Here is a 15,399-nt window from a genome sequence, read left to right as displayed (position 1 = left end):
CGGCAAACACGTTGACGATTCACCACCCCGTTGTCGTCACCCCCAGAGACCGCCAACAAACGGATTGCTGCGTCAGTACTTCCCGAAAGGCACAAAGCTGTCAGTGCACTCGGTCGAGCGCTTGCGTGAGGTGGCTCTCCAACTCAACCAACGCCCACGCAAGACGCTCGACTGGCAGACTCCACAGGAAAGGCTCAACAAATTGCTAGGTGTTGCGTCGACCGCGTGAATTCGCCCTCCGAAAGGACTCACGAGCGGCGGCGCCGCCTCAGGTTCAGGCGGAAGCCGTCCGGCATGACCGTAAGTCGCTCCTGCACCCGCAGTTGGTAATCCGCGTCGGGCTCGAGGTCGTACCGACGCAGGATCGTCCCCAAGACCAGCACGGCCTCGTGTAACGCGAATTGTCTTCCGATGCAGGCACGCTCGCCCGTTCCGAACGGCTTGTAGATATGCGCCGGACGTGCTTTCACCCGCGCGGGCAGGAAGCGGTCGGGGTCGAACACATCGGCGTCGGGTCCCCATGCCGGGTCGCGGTGCAGCGACGGTATGGACACGAGTACACCGTCGCCTGCTCGCATCGGATATCTGCCGACAAGCGTCGTATCCTCGCGAGCTTCGCGACCGTAGATGGGCGCGGTCGGCCACATCCGAAGGGCTTCGTCGAGCACCCGGCGGACGTGCCGAAGCTTGGCGATCTGTTCGAACGACGGGTCGGCACCTGTGTCGGGACCCCACACCTCGTCGACCTCGGCCTGCGCCTTCGCGAGTATCTCGGGATGTTGGGACAGATAGTAGAACGCGAACGACAAGGCGCCAGAGGTTGTTTCGTGCCCGGCGACGAGGAAGGTCAGCACCTGGTGTCGGATGTTGACGTCGTCGATACGGTCGGGGTCGTCGTCGCGCGCCGCCCGCATCATCAACTCCAGCAGGTCGTCGGGGCCGGTATGGCCAACCTCGCGCCGTTCACGAATCACCTCGTCGACGACGCCGTTCATAAAGGCGATGCGGTCCAGGTTGCGTTTGTCCGCGCGGCGCCATAGCAGTTCTCCGACCAGCGGCGGACTGAGAAACGTACGTAGTTGCGCATGCCGAAGCGCGCCGACCATCGCCTCGACGAACGGGTGCAACCGCTCGCGTCGGAACGAGTCGAACGGATGGCTGAACCCGGTGCGGCCGATCGTCTCCAACGTCAGCTTGGTCATGTCGGCGGATACGTCGACGGTCGTTCGGGTGTCCCAATCCGCGACGAGTTCGCGCGCTACGTCGACCATGATCTGGTGGTAGGAGCGCATCGCGGCCTGAGTGAACGCGGGACGCAGGAGATTGTGTGCTTTGCGCCAATTGGGCTCGTCGTTGTAGGCGGTGAAGAGACCGTCGCCGCCGATCTGCCGCAATCGTGCGACCGCTGGACTGAGGTACTTTGCGAATCGGGCCTCGTCGGACAACTCGGCAACCATGTCGGCGCCGGAAACGAAGACGATCCTGCGTCCGAAGATCTTGCGCTCGAAGATCGGTCCCAATTGCTTGCCGAATCGCATCACATCTTGAATAGGTCTGCGCGGACTGGAGTTTCGGACGTCACCGAGGATCGGGATACGGCCCGGCGGGTGTGGAATCGACGCCGGTGACTCTTGTTCGAGAACCTCGGTGCTCACAGGCGCCTCCACATATAAACGAGCCAGCTCCGTTGCTGAACCCATGTCTAGTAGCGAACTTACGCGCTACTGAACCCGTGTCAAGTAACATCGAGGCGGCAATGACATCGGCACGAAAGAGACTCGATCCGGAGCAACGGCGAGAGCAGTTGCTCACCATCGGCGCGCGCTTGTTCGCGGGACGTCCCTACGAAGATGTGTGGATCGAAGAGGTCGCCGAACTCGCCGGTGTATCTCGCGGTCTGATGTACCACTATTTCCCGACCAAGCGCGACTTCTTCGCGGCGATCATTCGGCTCTCGGCCGAGAAAATACTCGCCTCGACCGAGGTCGATCCGGAACTGCCGATCGCCGACCAGGTCGCTGCCGGACTCGACGCTTACATCGACTTCGTCGTCGACAATCCGCACCACGTCATGGCGGTCAATCGTGGCGCACTGTCGGGGGAGAAGGACATTCGCGAGATCGTCGAATGGGAACTCGGTGTGCTGCAGCAGCGGATCGTCGAAGCCGTTGGTTTGCAGGGGCATTCGAAAGACGTCGCAACGATTGCGGTCCGCGGCTGGCTGGTCTTCACCCGAGCGGTATGCGTCGACTGGGTCGAAAGTCGTGCGGTCACCCGCGACGAGCTACGAGAACTGTGCCTACGTACGCTCGCCGGCGCGCTCGGTCCGTCGGTGCCGCTCGACGAACCGCCTCACTGACGAGAAGCTGCACGAATGTCGCTGGATTCGAGCACACGTTTCGCAGCGCCGTTGGCAGCCACCGCGAGCATCGCGGCACCGATCTGGTCTGTCGTGACGACGAGATTGGGCGCCACTCGTTTCAACACGAAGAACAGCGGGGTCGCGGCGGTGTAGGCGGTGCGGTACAGCCGTGTCTTCGACTGCACGCCGTGCAGCGGCTGAATTATGCCGGGGCGAAACATGTAGGCAGAGAACGGGAGTGCAAGCAGGTCGTTTTCGGTTTTGCCTTTGACGCGCGCCCACATGGAACGACCCTGCTCCGTACTGTCGGTTCCTGCGCCGGAGACGTAGACGAACGTCGAATCCGGGCTCAGTCGCGCCAGGGTGCGCCCGACCGACATCGCATAGTCGTAGGTCACCCGGGTGTAGTCGGGTTCGTCCATACCCACCGACGACGTGCCGAGGCAGAAGAGGCAGGTGTCGTAACCGGTGAGGCGGTCCTCGATCGATTCCAGATTCGTCAGGTCCGAATGAATCAACTCGGTCAATTTCGCATCGCTGCGCTGCAACGGAGTCCGGCCGACTGCGAGTACTTCGGTCACGCGCGGGTCGAGCAGGCATTCACGCAGAACGCCTTGGCCGACCATCCCGGTCGCACCGAACAGGATCACCTTCATGAAGACAAGTGTGCACTGCTCAGCGAGTCAGCGTTGCAATCGCATGGATGCGGTCGGCTGCGTCGTCGACGATTCGGGTGATCAGATCAGCACACGTTGGTAGGTCGTCGAGCATGCCGACAACCTGTCCCGACGCGAGCACCCCCGCAGCGGTGTTCCCCTCGACTAGACCGGCGCGCAGCAGCATCGGTGTGTTCGCGGCCATCACAACCTGAGACCACGTGAGTTCCTTGGCCTTGCGCATCGCGATTCCGTCGCGGACCAGTGTCGACCACTTCATGCCGGTCATGTTCTTGAACTTTGCCGCATTTCCGACAGCTGCGACGAGTCCTCTTGTGCTGGAGGAATCTTCGAGTTTGTCTACCAAGTCGGTTCGCAGCACTCGATGTGGCATACCATCGACCTTCTTCGACACGATCGTGTCTTGCAGCCCGCGCTGCAGATACTCCTGCTTCACCGAATCCGGCACCGTCGATTCCTGGGTGAGCAGGAAGCGTGTCCCCATTGCGACGCCTGCCGCGCCGTAAGCCAACGCCGCTGCCAAACCTCGTCCGTCGTAGAAACCGCCGGCTGCGACAACCGGAATATCGACCGCGTCGAGAACCGACGGCAGCAGCAGGGTCGTCGCGACCGGACCCGTGTGTCCGCCGCCCTCACCGCCCTGCACGATCACCGCATCCGCACCCCACGCTGCGACCTTCTTGGCATGTTTGGCGGCACCGATGGACGGAATCACCACCACGCCAGCTGCTTTGAGCCGTGCGATCAACGCTTCCTTCGGAGCAAGGGCGAACGACGCAACTCGTACTCCCTGCTCGATAAGTAGCTCGATTCGCTGCGGGGCGTCGCTTGCGTCGGCACGGATGTTGACGCCGAACGGTCGATCGGTCAGAGTTTTGGTCTTCGCGATAGCGGCTTCGAGTTCCGGGTAGGTCATGGTCGCAGACGCCAGAATTCCGAGTGCACCCGCCTCTGCCGTCGCCGCAACCAGTCGTGGTCCGGCTACCCAACCCATCCCGGTCTGAACGATCGGATGTTCGATGCCGACCAACTCGGTCAGCGGTGTCACGAGTGTGCTCACGCCGCGACCTCCTTGTTTCGGAACCCGCGCGGATCGATCACCTCGCGGATCAGTTGCAACTCATCGGCATTCGGCAACCTGGTGGTTCCTGCGGCGGCGAGTTCGACGATCTCGAAGGTTGTGTTCGCTACGACGTCGTCCGGGCTGACACCCGGGTGGAGGGTCACCGCACGCATCGCGTGATTCGGTCCGCCGAAGTCGAACACACCGAGATTGCTGACGACGCGGTGGACGTTCAAGTATTTGTACGCCGGGTTGTCGGGATCGATCGCGTCGTAGCCGACGCCCGATACGACGTCGACTTTGTCGACGAAGACACGGGCCGAATGCTTCGGTACCCAGTAGCTCGTCGCGTGATTGATCGTGTTTCCCGGCGCGCCTCGAACGCCGAACATCTGTCGCGTCGGGTGCTGCAGCGGTCCGAAGGCGGACAGGTTCTGGTTCCCGTACCGATCTATCTGATTGGCGCCCATCACGACGTGCCGTCGTCCGGAGGCGACGACGTCGAACACCTTGCGAAACGGGAGCCAACCCTCGATCGGAGCCTTCGCACCGAGCGCCGGGGTAGCAGCGAGGAGCAGGGCCTCCCCGTCGGAGATGAGGAGGTCGGGTTCGGTCGTCAGACGTGCCAGCCGAGCTCCGATACTCGGTAGGGTCGCCATCGGACTTGCCATGATTTCGCCTGCGCCGGTGAAGAGTTCGGCGCAGGCGATCGCGCACACCTCTGCCCGGGTGATCTCCTCGCTCATTGCCCGCCCTCACCGTTCGTTGCGGCGTCCGTGAACTTCCGCACGGCCGCTTGGTAGTCGTCTTCGCTACCGGCGAGGTACGTGTCGACAAATTGTTGCCACGCAGCAGGATCTTTCGCGGCCTCGGCGTAGTGGCGCTGGAACTTCTCGTCTCGGCCGTAGCTCTCGCCCGCGAGTGTGAAGTGCGCTCCGCCCGGCGCCTCGACGACGGCGTCGACCATCATCCTGTTCAACAGAAGTGCCTGCAGGGGAACAGCTTCGATCAACTCTTCGGTCTCGACTATGCGCTCGACCGAGACGTACCGCTTCGTTGCGGCCATGCAGTAGAGGTCGTCGAAGTACGGATCGACGCCGGTGTAGGCGGCGTTGCCGTGCTTGTCGCCGAGGTTCAGATGCACCAGCGCGGCGTCGAGGGTCAAGGCAGGCATAGCGACGAGAGTTTCTGCCCGACCCGACTCGTCGAGGTAAGGCGATGTGACGGTGCGTAATTCGTCGCCCCAGAAGTTGCGGACGTCGGATCCGAGTCCGGCACGGATCGGCAGGAACGGTAGCCGTGCGCCTGCTGCTTCGAGTCCGCATTTCAGCATGCCCTCGTCCATCTCGCGAACTTCAATGGCGCCGGTAGTGCGGGCCTTTGCGAACCATGGATCGTAGAACGGTGCCGAGTCCAGGGATACGAAGCCGTAGTAGGCCTTTCGGACTTTGCCTGCCGAACAGAGCAGGCCGAGGTCAGGACCGCCGTAGGTGACGATGGTCAGATCCGTGAGGTCGGATCGAAGGATCGCTCGGATGAATGCCATCGGCTTGCGGCGCGAGCCCCAGCCGCCGATTCCGATCGTCATGCCACTGCGGAGTTCGCCGACAACCGCGTCGAGCGTCGTTCGCTTGTCTCGCATCAGTGCGTTCCTCCTGCAGCGCGCTGTCGCGCGAGGTCGTCTTCGAAACGTTCACGGATCTCGTCAGCCGCACCCGAGAGGTTGAGTTCGAAGGTGAATCCCTGCTCGTAGCGGTAGCTGCGGTGCACGTTCTGCAGGTCGATACCGTTCAAGGCTTCCTTTGCAGCGCGGATGACGCGGCCGTCTTTGGCTGCTATGTCTGCTGCGACTTCCATAGCGGCATCGTCCAACTCGCTCCTCGGCACAACTTTGAACACCGAGCCGTGGTGCTGAAGTTCCTGTGCGGTGATCGTCCGCGCCGTGAAGAACAGTGCGCGCATCAAGTGCTGTGGCACCAGACGGGCGAGATGTGTCGCGGCGCCGAGCGCACCACGGTCGACCTCGGGCAAACCGAAGGTGGCGTCGTCGGAGGCGACGATGATGTCGGAGTTGCCGACGATGCCGATTCCGCCGCCGAGGCAGAAGCCGTTGACCGCGGTGACGACGGGGACCTGGCAGTCGTATACCGCTGAAAACACCTCCGCACAGCCACGATTGGCGTCGATCAGGCTTTGATGGCCGGGGTTGCGCTGGATTTCCTTGATGTCGACGCCAGCGCAGAAGCCGCGGTTTTCCGCCCTGACGACGACGACACGGTTGCGCTGGTCGCGGCCGGCGTTGCGCACGGCGTCTGCGAGATCGAACCAGCCCTTCGTGGGAAAGGCATTGACCGGCGGGTAGTCGATGGTGACTACTGCAACCCCTGATCCGTCGGTCTGTGAAGTGATTGGCATGTGTGGTTCCTAAGGTTGTCGCCAAACCAAGCGATTGCTTGGTAGGTTAGCACGGTGAGTATCGATGTATCCCTCGACGGCACGGTCGTCCTGGTGACCGGTGGCGTCCGCGGCGTCGGCGCAGGCATCAGCCGGAAGTTTCTGGAAGCAGGCGCTGCGGTGATTGCGTGCGCTCGACGACCACCCGAGCGCACTGTCGAATATGGCGGTCGCACGGTGCATTTCGAATCGTGCGACATCCGAGATGCCACAGCCGTCAGAGATCTGACTGCCCGCATCGTCGCCGAATACGGCAGCCTCGACACGGTTGTGAACAACGCGGGCGGATCGCCGTTCGCCGCTGCGGCCGAGGCGAGCGCGAAGTTCCACGCCAAGATCGTCGAACTCAATTTGCTTGCACCATTGCTGGTGTCGCAGGCCGCCAACGAGATCATGCAGAAGCAGCCGAACGGCGGATCGATCGTCATGGTGTCGAGCGTCAGCGGGGGCCGCCCGTCGCCCGGCACGGCTGCCTACGGCGCTGCAAAGGCTGGACTCGACAACCTCTCCGCAAGCCTCGCCGTCGAATGGGCGCCGAAAGTTCGGATCAACTCGATCGTCGTCGGTCTCGTCGAGACCGAACTCAGCGATCTGCACTACGGCGGTCCCGACGGACTCGGGCGGGTCGCGAACACGATCCCAATGCTGCGTATGGCGAGGCCAGAGGATGTCGGCAACGCCGCGGTGTTCCTCGCGTCCCCACTTGCCTCCTACATCAGCGGGACGACCTTGACAGTCCACGGCGGCGGCGAACGTCCGGCATTTCTTGCTGCGGCCGCGGGTCGAGAACCTGCCGCCGTTGCGCCATCTACTACCGACAACACGAACAGGGAGAACTGAGTGACCGGAATATGTGCCGATCGCGTCGTCATCGTCACCGGCGCCGGCCGAGGTATCGGGCGAGCGCACGCCCTCGCATTCGCGGCGGCGGGCGCGAAAGTGGTCGTCAACGATCTCGGCGCAGGGCTTGACGGCTCGGCATCGGTGGACGATCCAGCGCAGGCGGTGGTGGCTGAGATCGAGGCGGCAGGTGGTGCTGCCGTCGTCAACGGCGACGACGTCGCGGACTGGGCAGGCGCGAAGCGCCTTGTCGGTACCGCGTTGGAGCATTTCGGTCGACTGGACGTATTGGTCAACAACGCCGGCTTTCTGCGCGACCGAATGCTCGCGAATCTGAGCGAGGACGAGTGGGACGCCGTTGTGCGAGTTCATTTGAAGGGGCATTTCGCACCGATGCGGCACGCGATCGAATATTGGCGAGCGGAATCCAAAGCGGGCAGGGCAGTCGATGCGCGCATCATCAATACAAGTTCGGGTGCCGGATTGCAGGGCAGCGTAGGTCAGGGCAATTACGCAGCAGCGAAGGCCGGTATTGCCGCGTTGACCCTGAATGCAGCGGCAGAATTCGCGCGATACGGCGTGACGGTCAATGCAATAGCGCCAGCAGCCCGGACCCGTATGACCGAGTCTGCCTTCGCCGACACGATGGCGAAACCCGACGCCGGCTTCGATTCGATGGCGCCGGAAAACATCTCTCCCCTCGTTGTGTGGTTGGGCAGCAGCGAATCGGCGCAGGTGAGCGGTCGTGTATTCGAGGTGGAAGGCGGCAAGATCGCGATCGCGGATGGCTGGCGACACGGGGACCCGATCGACAAAGGCGAACGTTGGGATCCGTCGGAACTCGCCGATGTCGTAAGCAAACTAATTTCGAGTGCCCAGCCTCCTGTGCCGGTATACGGCTCGATGTAGCGCAGAGCGAATTTGTTGAATAGGGTTGACATAAGCACAGGCCGGGGAGCGGATTCGCGCAGTGCGTGACGGCGAGTTATGTCGTGGGGTTACTCGGCGGCTATTCTTGCGAAGGCTCGAGTACGACTCGCCGGGCTGGTCCGAGACAGAGGGGAGGGACCGTGATTCGCGACCGTGCTGTCCGCCTCGCGGCCGCTGTCGGCGTAGCCGTCGGCCTCGCTTTTATGGCTCCGAACGTCGCCGACGCCGCGCCCAAGAACTCCGACAACGGCGGAAATTCGTCCAACCACGGATCCTCGGGCAACTCGAGAGGTGGCCCGAACTCGGGCGGCAGCAGCAGGCCGAGCAACAACGGCCCGTCGAACAGTGGACCCTCGAGTAGAGGCCCTTCCAATAGCGGACCCTCAGGCAACTCCGGTCATCCCAATCGTGGCGGCTCAGGAAATCGTGGTGGCGTACCAGACTTCGACGGTCCGTCCAACCGCGGTCCGTCGAACAATGGCCCTTCCAGCAGCGGTCCGTCGAACAGCGGAAACAGCTCGGGCCATCGCTCTGGAAACGGCGGCCCGAGTTCGTCGCCGAATGCCAACACTCAGAACTCGAACTCGCCGAACAGCCTGAACTCGCCCAACACTCAGAACTCGCCGAACAGCCTGAATACGCAGCATTTCCACCCGGATCCGCCCGGCTTCGAGCTACCCGATGTCGACTTGCCCGACGTGGACCTGCCCGAGGTCGAGCTGCCTGAGGTCGAGCTGCCGTGGATCGACCCGCCGTGCCATCACCATCCTTCGCCGCCGTCCTCGGGTGGTCGGGGAAGGTCGTGGGGGTCCAGCCCGTCGGTGGTTACCCCGTCGGTCGAAACACCGGCGCAGCCAACAATCGGCACCAGGCTTAATCCGCGACTCGGTATGCCTGCCGTGCCCGCGGTACCTCCGATCATCGTTCCCGGATTGCCGCTATCGGGAGCACCCGGCAGCGTCGCGCTGTCCTCGGAGACCAGCGCACCTGCCGAGCAGATCGTGGCTCCGCCCGCAGCAGTGCCGCCCGTAGTGGTACTGCCACCGCCTGCCGCGAGCATCCCAGTGATCGTGAGTGCGCCGCCAGATGTTGCCAACACCAATGCATCGTCACCGTTGCCGAACCCGCTCGGCGTGTTGGGCGGCCTGCTCGCCCTTGCTCTCGCAGGCGGCGGCGCGGCCGTGATCAGCTACAACGGCGCCAACCTCGCGCAGGCTCGTATCGCGTCCGCGCGTGCCGAACTGTTCGGTCCGGGCGTCGGCTGATGAATCCGAACTCCACGAGGGGTGGCACTCGGTCGTACCGCAGAGTCGCGGCTGCGGTCGATGCCGTGTGTGACCTGGCCGCAGATTCCGACTCGGTAACGCTGGATCAGGTGGTGGACGCAGTTGCCCGCGAGCGCAGGCGACCGATCGAAATAGCCGCTGCGGATCTAGGTCCAGGTGTCTGCGGGCAGCGCCGCGCCTACCCGGACCGTGACGTCATCGTCCTTGCGAAAGGCCTGCCCAGCCGCAATCGGACGCTCGCACACGAATTGGGACACATCGTTTTCAAGCATCCTGGTGCCCCCGCCAGAGAGGTGACTCTCGAGGCGAGCGACGACTTGATTGCGTACATGCTCAGTCAGCGCTCGTATCAGCAGGTCGACGACGGCGACGACGATCTCGCCGAGTGGGAAGCAGAAACCTTCGCGAGCATGCTGCTCAACCGACTGAGGGTTTTCGGGAATCGAGGAACAGGCGTTTCGGTCCTGAGATTCGACGAGGCTCTCGGGTGATCTTCTGGTTGACCGCGCTGGCAGTGTGGATCGCAGCCGGCGCGAGAGTTGGACGCGTGCTGGTTCGACCGGCAACCACTGTGCGCGTCGCCATCGTCGTTGCGGTCGCGTGTGTGGCGGCTGCCTCGACGGTCGCGATACCGGATGTCGCTGTGAGCATCGATCGGCTCGCCCCCGGTGGAGTCCGAGACGGCGAACGACTGTCGGTGTTGCTCGTCATCTCGATGTGGGTCGGATTCACGACGGCGACGACCGTTGTCGCGGCGGCGACGTGGCCGATCACGTCACGTAAGAACCTGCGTCATTCGGCGATGATCATCTACGCACTCGGGACTGCCGTCGTTCTCGCAGTTCTCACGTGGTCGGCGCGATTCGGCTGGGGTGCGATCACTTTCGGTTCGGTCGTCATCGCCATCACAGGTCTGCGGGCTCTCGATTGGACGCCGCTCGGTCGCGGTATCGCCATCTTCGTTGCTGGAACAGCCCTGGTGGCGGCGTTGTCTGCCTGGCAGTTGCGGCATGAGATTCTCGACGATTCGGTCAACGCGCGGACCCAGGAATTCGCCTGGGCCTGGTCGATCGCGAGTCTGCTGATCAGCATCGGTGCGATCTTCATTTTGGTCGAGATCTGGATTCGTGCTCGGGTGTTGTTACGTCGGGTGCGAGTCCTCCATCGCGTTCTCACCGAACGGTTCCCTGAGGTCACCCAGGACGATGCAGAGCACACGACGACCGTCCTACGTGCGTCGGACCAGGTCGCTCAGATCATGGATGCGCTGCTTCTGCAGGCAGGTAGCGGTGCCTTCGTCGACGGAGGTTCGACGCCGATGGAGGGCCCCGAACGTGCTCGTTCGGTTGCGCGCTGGGTGATCGATCCGCTGCAGGCGGATCCACTCGATACTCGCTGGATTTCGCCACCGGGCGGGGTCTCGACTCGGCGGTGGGTAGGCGACATAGCGGTCGCGTACGCGAAGGAATCCGGAAGCTGAGCTGACGAGGCGTTATTCGGTGCCGTCGGGCGGGACTTCGGGAAGTCCCTCGCTTGCGCGCAGCTTCTCCGCCATCGACGTCAACAGGTTCTGCGATTCTTCCGATAGGTCGAATGCGCGACTGGACAGCCGTCGCAATCCGTAACCCTGCAGCTGCGACAGGAGTTCGAGATCGTGATCGATCTTGGCTGCGTAGATGTCGTTGAAGAAGTAGTCGGACTTGACCTTGAAAAACTTCGCAAGCGCGGCGACCGTCTCGTCGGACGGATTGGTGCGTTGACCGGATCGCAGCTGCGACAGGTAGGGCTTGGATATCGGATGCCCGCTCTCCGTCAAGGCAGCAGCTACCTCGGCGTTGGTGTGAGGCTTTCGCCCAGGCGGGTGCACGGTTTCGAACAGCTTGTTCAGCCGTGCAGAAAAATCAGCCATGATGAGCCGCCCCACATCCCTTCGTCGGTATCTGACCTATAACGTGCAAAGAGCTCTGCGTCGATATTAGCGGCTCAGTAACTGAAATCATACGATTGGGGTCCGTTTTATCGCGAGCGGAGTTGGTCGCGTACTCCCGTGACCACGTGGAAACGCCAGTTTGCCAAAAGTTGCACCGATGTTCTGGTCGCGTGTCCAAGTTGGTAAACCGCCCAGTCGCGAGGCTCGGGAGGGCGATCCGTCGGGTTGCTGAAAGGTAGCTATTGTTGTCTACTTGGTCGGTCATCCAACTTGGATTGTGGCGAGGAACACCGGGAGTTACGCATGTGTAAGCGCGAATCTGTGCTCTTGGCTGCGAATGCATGCGCAGTGCGGGCGGTATCTCGCGCACGGAGCTCCTGGTGTGATCGAGCGTCCGACCTCGGTTGTGCATGACCGAAGCAAGCGCCTGTGGAAGGTGTCGATGGTGTGTTCGGGGGAGTGGCTTGCGGAGTGCGTGGGGAGCGACTGGGGAGTGACGTTGTGATAGAGCGGTTTTCGTTGCACTATCGGCAGAGCGAGTGGGTCGTTGGAGCGGGTGGGGAGCGGTCGAATCCGGACGACGAACACGCGGTGCCTACCGAACGGGCGATCCTCGAGCACGTGTCGGCCGAACTCGATCGGTGGGAGCAGACGTTTCCTGTAGCGCGATCGGAAATCGCACCCGTCCTGGCCCCGCGATTTTCGGTCGAGCTGTCGTCGTCGCCCGGCTGGGTATGCCTGACAGTGACTCACCCGAGCATCGACGAATCCGATCAGATTACATTGATGCGTCAAGTTGCAGCGATCATCAACGACGGGACACGCCGAAACTGAGTTGGCTTCTGTCCGAGGAGGTTCGGCAACAAGTAGGCGCGATCAGATTCTCTCGATGATGGTTCCGGTCGACAGCGCACCGCCAGCACACATCGTGATCAATGCCGTCGAGCCGTCACGGCGCTCCAATTCGTGCAATGCGGTCGTGATGAGACGTGCCCCAGTGCTGCCGACGGGGTGGCCGAGGGCGAGTGCGCCGCCGTTGACATTGACCAGATCCGGATCGGGTCGGTGCACTGCCGCCCAGGAAAGGGCGACGGAGGCGAACGCTTCGTTCACCTCGAACAGGTCGAGATCGCCGATCTTCATACCGCTCAGTTCGAGGAGTCGTTGTGTCGCTTGGACCGGGCCGTCGAGATGGAACTCGGTCTCCGCGCCGACCAGGCACTGCGAGATGATCCGCGCGCGAGGGGTGAGTCCGAGGGCGCGTGCTTTCGCTTCGTCCATCAGCATTACCGCTGCTGCGCCGTCCGAGATCTGTGAGGACGTACCTGCCGTATGCACGCCGTTCTCCAGTACGGGCTTCAAGCGGGCGAGGGATTCGAGGGTGGTGTCGCGCAAACCTTGATCGCGATCGACCACGGCTGTCTCGCCGGTCGGGTTTCCGTCCTTGTCGAGCACCGGCGCTGTCACGGGCAGCACCTCGCGATCGAAACGGCCTTCGAGCCACGCTTGTTTTGCACGTTGCTGCGAGGAGACGCCGAGGGCATCGACGTCCGCGCGCGATATTCCGCGTCGACGGGCAATGCGTTCAGCGGCTTCGAACTGGTTCGGCAGGTCGATGTCCCACGAATCCGGCCGCCGTGGACCCGCGTTTTCGCCGATGTTGGCCCCGAGTGGGACGCGGCTCATTGCCTCGACGCCGCAGGCAATCCCGACGTCGATCGCATCTATCGCTATCAGTCCCGCGATCAGATGGTTCGCCTGCTGGGCCGAGCCGCACTGGCAATCGATCGTTGTCGCACCCGCTTGCCACGGCAGACCGTTGTGCAGCCAGGCCGTGCGGGTGATGTTGTTGGACTGCTCGCCTGCCTGGGTGACGCAACCGCCGATGACCTGCTGCACGAGAGTCGGGTCGATGCCCGCCCGATCGATGATTCCGCGCTGCACCGCGCCGAGAATTTCGGCGGCGTGCAGGCCGGCCAACCAGCCGCGGCGTTTGCCGATAGGTGTACGTACTGCCTCGACGATCACTGGGCTACCCATGGGTGGCTCCTTCCCCGACCAAGCGTTGGTCACTTCAAAAAGTAGAACACGTTCTCCCTTGAATGCAAGGCGCTACCTGCCATTTCTTCACAACTCCTGACACCTGTGCTTGAATGCATGTAGAACGTGTTCCACATCATGGACGATGTGCACAGCATCCTTGAGGAGATACTCGTGGCAGAGCCGAACCTTCCCCCGGGATTCGATTTCACGGACCCTGACGTCTACAAGGATCGAGTTCCGTTCGAGGAATACGCAGAGCTTCGCAGGGCAGCGCCCATCTGGTGGAACGCCCAGCGCCCGGACGTCGGCGGATTCAACGACGGCGGCTTCTGGGTCGTGAGCAGGCACGCGGAGGTCAAGGAAGTTTCCCGGCGCAGCGACGTCTTCTCGACGCACGAGAACACCGCGATACCGCGTTTCTCGGACGACATACCGCGCGAGAACATCGACCAGCAGCGCTTCATCCTGATCAACAAGGACGCGCCCGAACACACGAAGCTTCGCAAGCTTGTGTCCCGCGGCTTCACGCCGCGAGCGATCAACAGTCTGCGTGACGAACTCACGGCAAGAGCAAAGACGATCGTCGAGACGGCGGCCGCGGCCGGCGCAGGCGACTTCGTGACGCAGGTGGCGTGCGAATTGCCGCTGCAGGCGATTGCCGAACTCATCGGTGTTCCGCAAGAGGACCGTATGAAGATGTTCGATTGGTCGAACCAGATGACGTCCTACGACGATCCCGAAATCGACGCGGACCCCCGTTTGGCATCCATGGAAATCCTGGGCTACGCCTACAACCTCGCTGCCGAACGTAAGAAGTGCCCAGCTGACGACATCGTGACGCGCTTGATCGAAGCAGACGTCGACGGCGACGAGCTCAGCCCCGAGGAGTTCGGCTTCTTCGTGATTCTGCTCGCGGTCGCAGGCAACGAGACGACGCGCAACGCCATCACGCACGGCATGGCTGCCTTCATCGACAATCCGGACCAGTGGGAGCTCTACAAACGTGAGCGCCCTGCCACTGCGGCGGACGAGATCATCCGATGGGCGACGCCGGTGACGTCGTTTCAGCGAACGGCGCTCGAAGACACCGAACTCGGCGGCGTGGCCATCAAGAAGGGCCAACGTGTCGTCATGCTCTACAGTTCGGCGAACTTCGACGAAGACGTGTTCGAGAACGCGACGAAGTTCGACATCACGCGAGATCCGAATCCCCATGTCAGCTTCGGCGGCACGGGCGCGCACTTCTGCCTCGGCGCAAACCTCGCTCGCCTCGAGATCGACCTCATCTTCAACGCTATTGCCGACGTTCTGCCCGACATCACCAAGGTCGGCGACGAGCGACGTCTGCGGTCGGGATGGCTGAACGGAATCAAGGAGTTTCAGGTCGACTACCAGACGAAGTGCCCGGTCGTGCACTGACAGGTCTGTAGCACCGATAAGGCCCCTGCTCGAGGAGCAGGGGCCTTATCGATGTTCTGTTCGAAACTGTCCTGTTCGAACGACGTTAAGGGAATCTCAATAGGCTTCGTCAAGCTCGGCCGTAGGCCGATCCGATCGGGCGACGCCGGAGGTGGCGTTGCGTGTGCGAGGGTCGGGTTCGATCGGGTGGGGGGTGGACGCCCTTCTTTGACGGGCTCGGTGCGGTGGTGGTCTGTGCTCGCCCTGTCCGCAACGTCACCACCGGTCATCCCGAAATCTCGAGGAGACACGAGCTGGGACCTACCGACCGGTGAACGACCGTGGGTTGGGCTTGTCGAATCGACACAACCACTGCGCGGGTCATCTGGGAATGGGACAGTGGTGTGCACAAGGCC

The 15,399-nt window shown here is 62.6% G+C and carries 16 protein-coding genes and 1 pseudogene; 9 read left to right on the top strand and 8 right to left on the bottom strand.

Features of this window, described 5'->3' with window-relative positions:
• Positions 1-229: pseudogene (locus ACHIRB_RS08275) on the top strand (hypothetical protein); the annotation flags it as partial.
• A 19-nt stretch (positions 230-248) separates the two neighbouring features.
• Here the strand turns inward: ACHIRB_RS08275 and ACHIRB_RS08270 are convergent.
• On the bottom strand, positions 249-1,655 hold the full coding sequence (locus ACHIRB_RS08270) for a cytochrome P450 (RefSeq protein WP_395126030.1): 1,407 nt from the start codon (positions 1,653-1,655) through the stop codon (positions 249-251).
• A 101-nt stretch (positions 1,656-1,756) separates the two neighbouring features.
• Here ACHIRB_RS08270 and ACHIRB_RS08265 point away from each other — a divergent pair, with 101 nt between their 5' ends.
• Positions 1,757-2,359 (top strand): TetR/AcrR family transcriptional regulator, encoded by a 603-nt coding sequence (locus tag ACHIRB_RS08265; protein ID WP_395126031.1) that lies wholly within the window; start codon positions 1,757-1,759, stop codon positions 2,357-2,359.
• Here ACHIRB_RS08265 and ACHIRB_RS08260 read toward each other — a convergent pair.
• Genes ACHIRB_RS08260 through ACHIRB_RS08240 form a run of 5 tightly spaced genes read right to left on the bottom strand, consistent with a single transcriptional unit; the run spans position 2,353 to position 6,517 of the window.
• Positions 2,353-3,018, bottom strand: a complete 666-nt coding sequence (locus ACHIRB_RS08260; protein WP_395112333.1) for an NAD(P)H-binding protein — start codon at positions 3,016-3,018, stop codon at positions 2,353-2,355. The two genes, ACHIRB_RS08265 and ACHIRB_RS08260, sit on opposite strands and share 7 nt — an antisense overlap.
• Positions 3,019-3,037: 19 nt before the next feature.
• Entirely contained in the window at positions 3,038-4,099 is a 1,062-nt protein-coding gene (locus ACHIRB_RS08255; RefSeq protein ID WP_395126032.1) for an NAD(P)H-dependent flavin oxidoreductase, read from the bottom strand.
• The gene (locus tag ACHIRB_RS08250; RefSeq protein WP_395112336.1) at positions 4,096-4,848 is read right to left on the bottom strand and encodes a CoA-transferase subunit beta; all 753 of its coding nucleotides are present in this window, start codon (positions 4,846-4,848) and stop codon (positions 4,096-4,098) included. The genes ACHIRB_RS08255 and ACHIRB_RS08250 overlap by 4 nt, the downstream gene beginning before the upstream one ends.
• A complete protein-coding gene (gene ipdA / locus ACHIRB_RS08245) occupies positions 4,845-5,744 on the bottom strand; it encodes a cholesterol ring-cleaving hydrolase subunit IpdA (protein ID WP_395126033.1) in 900 nt (299 codons plus the stop codon). Before ipdA ends, ACHIRB_RS08250 begins: the two co-directional genes overlap by 4 nt.
• A complete protein-coding gene (locus tag ACHIRB_RS08240; protein WP_395126034.1) occupies positions 5,744-6,517 on the bottom strand; it encodes an enoyl-CoA hydratase family protein in 774 nt (257 codons plus the stop codon). Before ACHIRB_RS08240 ends, ipdA begins: the two co-directional genes overlap by 1 nt.
• 60 nt (positions 6,518-6,577) lie before the next feature.
• On the opposite strand from ACHIRB_RS08240, the gene ACHIRB_RS08235 reads away from it, so the two are divergent.
• The 5 genes from ACHIRB_RS08235 to ACHIRB_RS08215 all read left to right on the top strand — a co-directional run bounded on the left by ACHIRB_RS08235 (position 6,578) and on the right by ACHIRB_RS08215 (position 11,092).
• On the top strand, positions 6,578-7,396 hold the full coding sequence (locus ACHIRB_RS08235) for an SDR family oxidoreductase (RefSeq protein WP_395126049.1): 819 nt from the start codon (positions 6,578-6,580) through the stop codon (positions 7,394-7,396).
• Positions 7,397-8,305 carry an SDR family oxidoreductase gene (locus ACHIRB_RS08230; RefSeq protein ID WP_199705111.1) on the top strand — a complete coding sequence of 303 codons (909 nt, stop codon included), beginning with the start codon at positions 7,397-7,399 and terminating at the stop codon, positions 8,303-8,305.
• Between the two features lie 161 nt (positions 8,306-8,466).
• Positions 8,467-9,591 (top strand): hypothetical protein, encoded by a 1,125-nt coding sequence (locus ACHIRB_RS08225; RefSeq protein WP_395126035.1) that lies wholly within the window; start codon positions 8,467-8,469, stop codon positions 9,589-9,591.
• The gene (locus ACHIRB_RS08220) at positions 9,591-10,103 is read left to right on the top strand and encodes an ImmA/IrrE family metallo-endopeptidase (protein ID WP_395112344.1); all 513 of its coding nucleotides are present in this window, start codon (positions 9,591-9,593) and stop codon (positions 10,101-10,103) included. Before ACHIRB_RS08225 ends, ACHIRB_RS08220 begins: the two co-directional genes overlap by 1 nt.
• Positions 10,100-11,092 (top strand): hypothetical protein, encoded by a 993-nt coding sequence (locus tag ACHIRB_RS08215; RefSeq protein ID WP_395127662.1) that lies wholly within the window; start codon positions 10,100-10,102, stop codon positions 11,090-11,092. The genes ACHIRB_RS08220 and ACHIRB_RS08215 overlap by 4 nt, the downstream gene beginning before the upstream one ends.
• 12 nt (positions 11,093-11,104) lie before the next feature.
• On the opposite strand, the gene ACHIRB_RS08210 is transcribed toward ACHIRB_RS08215, so the two are convergent.
• The gene (locus tag ACHIRB_RS08210; protein ID WP_199705115.1) at positions 11,105-11,521 is read right to left on the bottom strand and encodes a helix-turn-helix domain-containing protein; all 417 of its coding nucleotides are present in this window, start codon (positions 11,519-11,521) and stop codon (positions 11,105-11,107) included.
• A 522-nt stretch (positions 11,522-12,043) separates the two neighbouring features.
• Here ACHIRB_RS08210 and ACHIRB_RS08205 point away from each other — a divergent pair.
• On the top strand, positions 12,044-12,376 hold the full coding sequence (locus ACHIRB_RS08205; RefSeq protein ID WP_395126037.1) for a hypothetical protein: 333 nt from the start codon (positions 12,044-12,046) through the stop codon (positions 12,374-12,376).
• 42 nt (positions 12,377-12,418) lie between these two features.
• On the opposite strand, the gene ACHIRB_RS08200 is transcribed toward ACHIRB_RS08205, so the two are convergent.
• A complete protein-coding gene (locus tag ACHIRB_RS08200) occupies positions 12,419-13,582 on the bottom strand; it encodes a steroid 3-ketoacyl-CoA thiolase (RefSeq protein ID WP_395126038.1) in 1,164 nt (387 codons plus the stop codon).
• Between the two features lie 174 nt (positions 13,583-13,756).
• Here ACHIRB_RS08200 and ACHIRB_RS08195 point away from each other — a divergent pair, with 174 nt between their 5' ends.
• The gene (locus ACHIRB_RS08195) at positions 13,757-15,004 is read left to right on the top strand and encodes a cytochrome P450 (protein WP_395112353.1); all 1,248 of its coding nucleotides are present in this window, start codon (positions 13,757-13,759) and stop codon (positions 15,002-15,004) included.
• The last annotated feature ends 395 nt before the right edge of the window (positions 15,005-15,399 follow it).

Source organism: Antrihabitans spumae (assembly GCF_043944905.1).
In the GTDB taxonomy this organism is placed as follows: Bacteria; Actinomycetota; Actinomycetes; order Mycobacteriales; family Mycobacteriaceae; genus Antrihabitans; species Antrihabitans spumae.
This window is presented reverse-complemented; position numbering and strand designations above follow the sequence as displayed.

Coding starts and splice junctions, on each gene's coding strand:
- ACHIRB_RS08210 (WP_199705115.1), bottom strand. CDS start 11,521: ATGGCTGATTTTTCTGCACGGCTGAACAAGCTGTTCGAAACCGTGCAC.
- ACHIRB_RS08265 (WP_395126031.1), top strand. CDS start 1,757: ATGACATCGGCACGAAAGAGACTCGATCCGGAGCAACGGCGAGAGCAG.
- ACHIRB_RS08220 (WP_395112344.1), top strand. CDS start 9,591: ATGAATCCGAACTCCACGAGGGGTGGCACTCGGTCGTACCGCAGAGTC.
- ipdA (WP_395126033.1), bottom strand. CDS start 5,744: ATGCGAGACAAGCGAACGACGCTCGACGCGGTTGTCGGCGAACTCCGC.
- ACHIRB_RS08200 (WP_395126038.1), bottom strand. CDS start 13,582: ATGGGTAGCCCAGTGATCGTCGAGGCAGTACGTACACCTATCGGCAAA.
- ACHIRB_RS08250 (WP_395112336.1), bottom strand. CDS start 4,848: ATGAGCGAGGAGATCACCCGGGCAGAGGTGTGCGCGATCGCCTGCGCC.
- ACHIRB_RS08240 (WP_395126034.1), bottom strand. CDS start 6,517: ATGCCAATCACTTCACAGACCGACGGATCAGGGGTTGCAGTAGTCACC.
- ACHIRB_RS08260 (WP_395112333.1), bottom strand. CDS start 3,018: ATGAAGGTGATCCTGTTCGGTGCGACCGGGATGGTCGGCCAAGGCGTT.